Origin of the sequence: Bacillus sp. JJ783 (genome assembly GCF_036963225.1) — a bacterium.
GTDB classification, from domain to species: domain Bacteria; phylum Bacillota; class Bacilli; order Bacillales; family Bacillaceae_G; genus Bacillus_A; species Bacillus_A cereus_U.
In genome coordinates, this window is sequence record NZ_JBALMG010000077.1 from 8922 (window position 1) to 15054 (window position 6133).

Below are 6133 nucleotides of genomic sequence, written 5' to 3' on the forward strand. Positions count from 1 at the left end.
TTAATAAATCTTCCTTCGTTATAGGTTCATTTATATTTTTTCTATCTAAATTGTACTTATTAATATGCTGTTGTAATTTCTTATCAACTATTACATTCGCAACTTTTTCTTGTTTTTCCACTTTATCCTCTTTATTTTCCTTTTGCTTTTCCGGTACATTATTTTCTAAATTTAAAGTATTTACTTCAAACTGTACTTGATATTTATTATCATATCCCATTGTCGGAATATAAATATGCATTTGCATATTATACCTTTTTCCTAGTTCTCCAACTTCAAATTGAATAACCTTCGTCCCATTTTTCTTTTTATCCTCAGATATTACTTTCACATCATGAAACACACCAGAAGTATGAATATCCTCTGTTTTCAAGTATTGGAAGAAATCACTATCACTTAACGTTGCTGTTACAATTTTCTTTCCATTCTCAATTGTTAATTTCGGATCCTTTATATAAACAGCTGCCATGGACTCTTCATTTGTTTTATCTTTATACGCTTTAATAACAGCATCGTATGTACCATTTTCTAAAGCATATCCAGTTTTATTTGCCTCAATTGCTACTGCCGCTAAAGCAGGTGTCGAATACACAGCAAACGGTAGCGATAAAGCTGCCGCCACTAACATTGCATTTATATGTTTTCTTTTATTTTTTTTCAACTTTACATCTCCTCCAAAATATATAAATTAAAATGTAATCATTCTCGAATAAATGATAATGATTTTCATTATCATTGTCAATTAAAAAAATAAAAAGTTTACAAAAAAATAAACCCCTTCAAAAGGGGTTATGCCATTTTCTCGCCTGATTCTTCTTTAAAAAAGCTTTTCATCGCATGGAATACGTCTGCTTTTTGCTTTAAAATATAATATCTAAAGTTCTCATCTTTAATATTTTTATATGCTGACATAAGTGTACTGTGGCGGTTGTACTGATTCACTTCCCCATACCCAAACATATTACACTTCTTCATCAACTCTTCAACAAGCTTTACACATCTAGCATTATCCGAAGTTAAATTATCACCGTCTGAAAAATGGAATGGATAAATATTATAACGGTCTGGTGAATATTTATTATCGATTAACTCAAGTGCTTTTTTGTATACGGAAGAACAGATCGTTCCACCACTTTCTCCTTTTGAGAAAAATTCTTCTTCTGTAACGACCTTCGCTTCCGTATGATGGGCAATAAACTCAATGTCTACGGTTTCATACTTTGTGCGTAAAAATCTTGTCATCCAGAAAAAGAAGCTACGTGCCATATACTTCTCCCATATCCCCATCGATCCACTCGTATCCATCATCGCTAATACAACAGCTTTTGAATCTGGCTTTAACACTTCATTCCAAGTACGGAACTTTAAATCTTCTTGGTGAATTGGATGGAAAGATGCTTTACCACGCATTGCATTTCGTTTATATGCAGATATCATCGTTCGCTTCTTATCGATATTTCCCCATAATCCTGTTTTTCTAATATCATTAAACTCAATGTGTTCAATCCGGTTTTCATCCAGTTCTTTTCTCTTTAAATTAGGCAACTCTAACTCTTTGAAAAACGCTTGCTCCAATTCTAAAATTGAGACTTCTGCTTCATAATAATCTTCTCCAGCTGCATCTCCTGCCCCTTGCCCTTTTCCTGGTCCTTTCTGCTTTTGACCACCTGATCCATCTCTCGCAACGACATCGCCAACTTTGCTGTCACCGTTCCCTTGCCCAACATGTTTATTTTTATCATAATTGTATCTAATCTTATATTCATCTAAAGAACGAATCGGTATTTTCACAACATCCCTACCATTAGACATAACAATATTTTCTTCCGTTACAAGATCTGGTAAATTATTTTTAATTGCCTCTTGTACTTTTTCTTGATGGCGTTGTTGGTCGTCATATCCTTTGCGATGGAGGGACCAGTTTTCCTGTGAAATTGTATAGTTTGGTTGATTTTCTTCGCCCATGCCTTTCCCCCCTTACTGTATTTATTTTCTCTTATGAACAGCAATCTATAATTTTGTTTTCTAGTGTGCGTAACTATAATATTTGAAAAATAACTGTTCATCGAAAATCATCCCATAAACATATATAGCGTTTTTCATACAATACTCCGAGCATCTTAAACAAAATTTTGCCACTCACATAATAGAAAGAAACATTCAGCCGTTGATAAGAAAGAAACACAATGCATTGTTGCACACATTTTCGTTTTGCAACATATTGTATTGTGTTGGCTTTTTTGTATGAATGGTTGGTTACTCTATCATATGCATATTGTAAAAATAATTGACAATAAATTCATAAAATCGCATCTTAATTTATTATATTCGGACAAGCTATGACATTTTTTACAAATATCAATAGATAACAAAACGCCGTCCCAAGAATAAGAGACAGCGTTTTGTTATCAAACTATCGATTTAACAAACTACCTACATATCGTAACAATTCATTCGCGGATGAAGAATTATAGCCATGCTCATCAATTAAGCGTGCAACAACATCATTGATTTTCTTAAGCTGATTTTCGTCTGGTGTTTTCGTTGACGTTGTAATTTTCACTATATCTTTTAAATCAGCAAATAGTTTTTTCTGAATCGCTTCACGAAGACGTTCGTGTGAATTATAATCAAAGCGCTTCCCTTTACGTGCATAAGCAGAAATGCGAATTAAAATTTCTTCACGGAATGCCTTTTTAGCATTTTCTGAAATTCCAATTTGCTCTTCAATCGAACGCATAAGTTTTTCATCTGGGCTCATTTCTTCACCTGTTAAAGGATCACGTAATTTTGATTTATTGCAGTACGCTTCGACGTTATCTAAGTAATTATCCATAAGTGTCTTAGCTGATTCTTCGTATGAATAAACAAACGCTTTTTGTACTTCTTTCTTAGCAATTTCATCGTATTCTTTTCTCGCTAATGAGATGAAATTCATATAGCGCTCTCGGTCTTCACTACTAATTGACGGGTGCTGATCCAATCCGTCTTTTAACGATCTCAGTACATCTAGTGCATTAATAGATGGTACCTCTTTTCGAATAATTGTAGAAGAAATTCGGTTAATGACATAACGAGGATCAATCCCCTTCATACCTTCATCTTGATATTCGCGTTGCAATTCTTCTACATCAATCGCATTATACCCTTCTACCGTTTCTCCATCATATAAACGCATCTTTTTAATTGAATCAATATCTGGACGCTTCGGATCTTTTAAACGAGTTAAAATAGTGAACATTGCTGCAACGCGAAGTGTATGCGGTGCAATATGAACATTGGACACATCACTTTCACGAATCATTTTTTCATAAATATGTTCTTCTTCACTAACCCGTAAATTATATGGAACCGGCATTACAATAATCCGTGAATGCAATGCTTCATTTTTCTTATTTGCTATGAAGGAACGATACTCTGTTTCATTTGTATGCGCTACAATTAATTCATCTGCTGAAATAAGCGCAAATCTGCCTGCCTTGAAATTTCCTTCTTGTGTAAGCGATAATAAATGCCATAAAAATTTCTCATCACATTTTAGCATCTCTTGGAATTCCATCATTCCACGGTTCGCCTTATTTAATTCTCCATCAAATCGATATGCACGAGGATCTGATTCCGAACCGTATTCTGCAATTGTAGAAAAATCTAGACTACCTGTTAAATCGGCAATATCTTGTGATTTTGGATCAGAAGGACTAAATGTACCAATTCCTGTACGGCGATCTTCAGAGAAGAAAATACGCTCTACAACTACATCCTCAATTCTTGACCCGTATTCTTGCTCTAAACGCATAACATTTAATGGTGATAAATTCCCTTCAATTCTTACTCCATACTCATCAAAGAAATCATTCCGTAAATGCTGCGGGATTAAATGAAGTGGATCTTCATGCATTGGGCAGCCTTTTATTGCAAAAATCGCTCCACGATCTGTTCGTGAATATGTTTCTAATCCTCGTTTCAACATCGTAACTAATGTTGATTTCCCCCCACTAACAGGCCCCATTAATAACAAAATACGTTTTCTAACATCTAATCGTTTTGCAGATGGATGAAAATATTCTTCCACAAGGCGTTCTAAAGCATCCTCTAATCCAAATAGCTGATTACTAAAGAAGTTATATTTTCTTCTACCATCAACTTCTTCAATTCCAGCATCTTTTATCATATTGTAAATGCGAGAGTGTGCTGTTTGAGCCACCCATGGTCTTTCTTTCACAAGCTCCAAATACTCCGCAAACGTACCTTCCCATTGTAAACGTTCTTCTGCTTCCCGATATTGTTCAATTTTCTTTAGAATATCCATTATAGCTCCTCCCCCATCTCCTTGTTCAATCGGATTATTATAAAAGGTATGCTAGGATGTCCTTAAACATTCTTTAAATCAAAACGAAATATATAATAGCGCTATAAAATTCTCTCCAAAATTCAAAGAAAATTCTGTATAATAAAGGTATTAAAGTTTTCACGCTGCTATTCATTGTAAATAAATTCTTTTCTTCTAGGAACCTTACATACATTTCGATTCACAAATAGGATTCGTAAACCGAAAAAGTAAGGAGGAAATTAGGATGAAGTTATTATTAATTTTAGGTGTATCACTCACATTTCTTACAGCTATTTTCACATCTGGTTATAACGATAAACCAGGTACACATAAAAAGTGATGTGCTTTTCAGCACATCACCTTTTTTCTTGTTTTTTATACACTATTTAAAATAAATATTTTCTACATCGTATATTGATAAAGGACGATTATAAAAATAACCTTGTACGAGTTTCACATTCTTTTCCTTTAAAAATTGTATTTGTTCCGCTTTTTCTACTCCTTCTGCAATTACATTTAACCCTAGAGTATGTGCTAAATGAATAATTGCAGCCGTAATATTCGTATCTCTTTCATCTTTATATATACCTTCCATAAAAGAACGATCAATTTTTAACGTATCAATCGGATATGTTTTTAAATAACTTAAAGATGAATATCCCGTTCCAAAGTCATCTAAATGAATCTTTAAATTTTGTTCTTTTAACTGCATTAACACTCTTTTCGATAAATCTTTATGTATAAGAGCCCCTTCTGTAACTTCTATTGCTAATAAATGAGGGGGGACGTTGTACTTATTTAAAGCACGTGTAATCATCTCTATTAATGTAATAGAACGAAAATGTCTAGCTGAAATATTAACTGCAATTGGTACAACTTCATACCCTTTATTTAACCATTCACGTATCTGTTCACAAACTTGATGTACTACCCATTCATCAAGTTTAATAATAAATCCAGTTCTTTCAGCAAGTGGGATAAATTGATTTGGCGAGACAAATCCTAGCTCCTTATTCTCCCACCTTATTAACGCTTCCATACTGGCTATCTTTCCCGTTTCAATATTAATTTGAGGTTGATAATATAGGAAAAATTCATTTTTCTCTATAGCACGATGTAACTGATTCTCTATTATAAACCTTTGTTCACGTTCACAATCTAATCCACTACAATAAAAATGATAATATCCTTTTCCTTTTTCCTTTGCTTTTTCCAAAGCTGTGTCGACTCTTTGGAAAAGCATTTTTTCATCCATTCCATCTTTTGGAGCCATTACAATCCCAATTGATGCACTCAAATAAACATCCTCTTCTTCTATTACAAAATGCTCACTAATTCTTTTTAATATTGTTTGTGCCACTTCCTCTACGCATTCTTTCGTTATATTTTCTATTAACATAACAAATTGATCATCATGTTCTCTAAATAAATGCATATCTTCTATTTTTAGTTCTCGTAGGCATTCAGTAACTTTTTTTAATACTTGATCCCCTTCTTTATGACCAAATGTATCATTAATAAGGTGAAATTCATCCAAATCTATAAAAACCAATGCAAATTCTTTATTATCATCTAAAAATTCATTTAGTTTATTTGTACATGATATTCTATTCATTAACCCCGTTAACTGATCGAAGTAAGCCAAATACTCTGTTTTCATCTCATTTAATACTTGCCTCGTAACATCTCTCGTAACAATGTACACCCCGACGATTTCACTATTCACAATAATGGGGATAGTCCTCACAGAAATATAAAGTTCATATCCTTCTTTATGAACATATTTCTTTGCAACAATTTGTT

Annotated in this window: 4 protein-coding genes; all 4 read right to left on the minus strand. The window is 33.3% G+C overall.

The features are described from left to right. The coding region (locus V7038_RS17095; RefSeq protein ID WP_335471057.1) for an NEAT domain-containing protein at nt 1-661 on the minus strand (661 nt) is incomplete at its 3' end. 128 nt (nt 662-789) lie between these two features. Then, nucleotides 790-1965 (minus strand): sporulation protein YhbH, encoded by a 1176-nt coding sequence (gene yhbH, locus V7038_RS17100; RefSeq protein WP_002113900.1) that lies wholly within the window; start codon nt 1963-1965, stop codon nt 790-792. Between the two features lie 448 nt (nt 1966-2413). Further along, on the minus strand, nt 2414-4309 hold the full coding sequence (locus tag V7038_RS17105; protein WP_002113899.1) for a PrkA family serine protein kinase: 1896 nt from the start codon (nt 4307-4309) through the stop codon (nt 2414-2416). Nucleotides 4310-4712: 403 nt separating this feature from the next. Then, nucleotides 4713-6133: putative bifunctional diguanylate cyclase/phosphodiesterase (locus V7038_RS17110; protein WP_335471059.1), on the minus strand; the 1421-nt coding region annotated here is incomplete at its 5' end.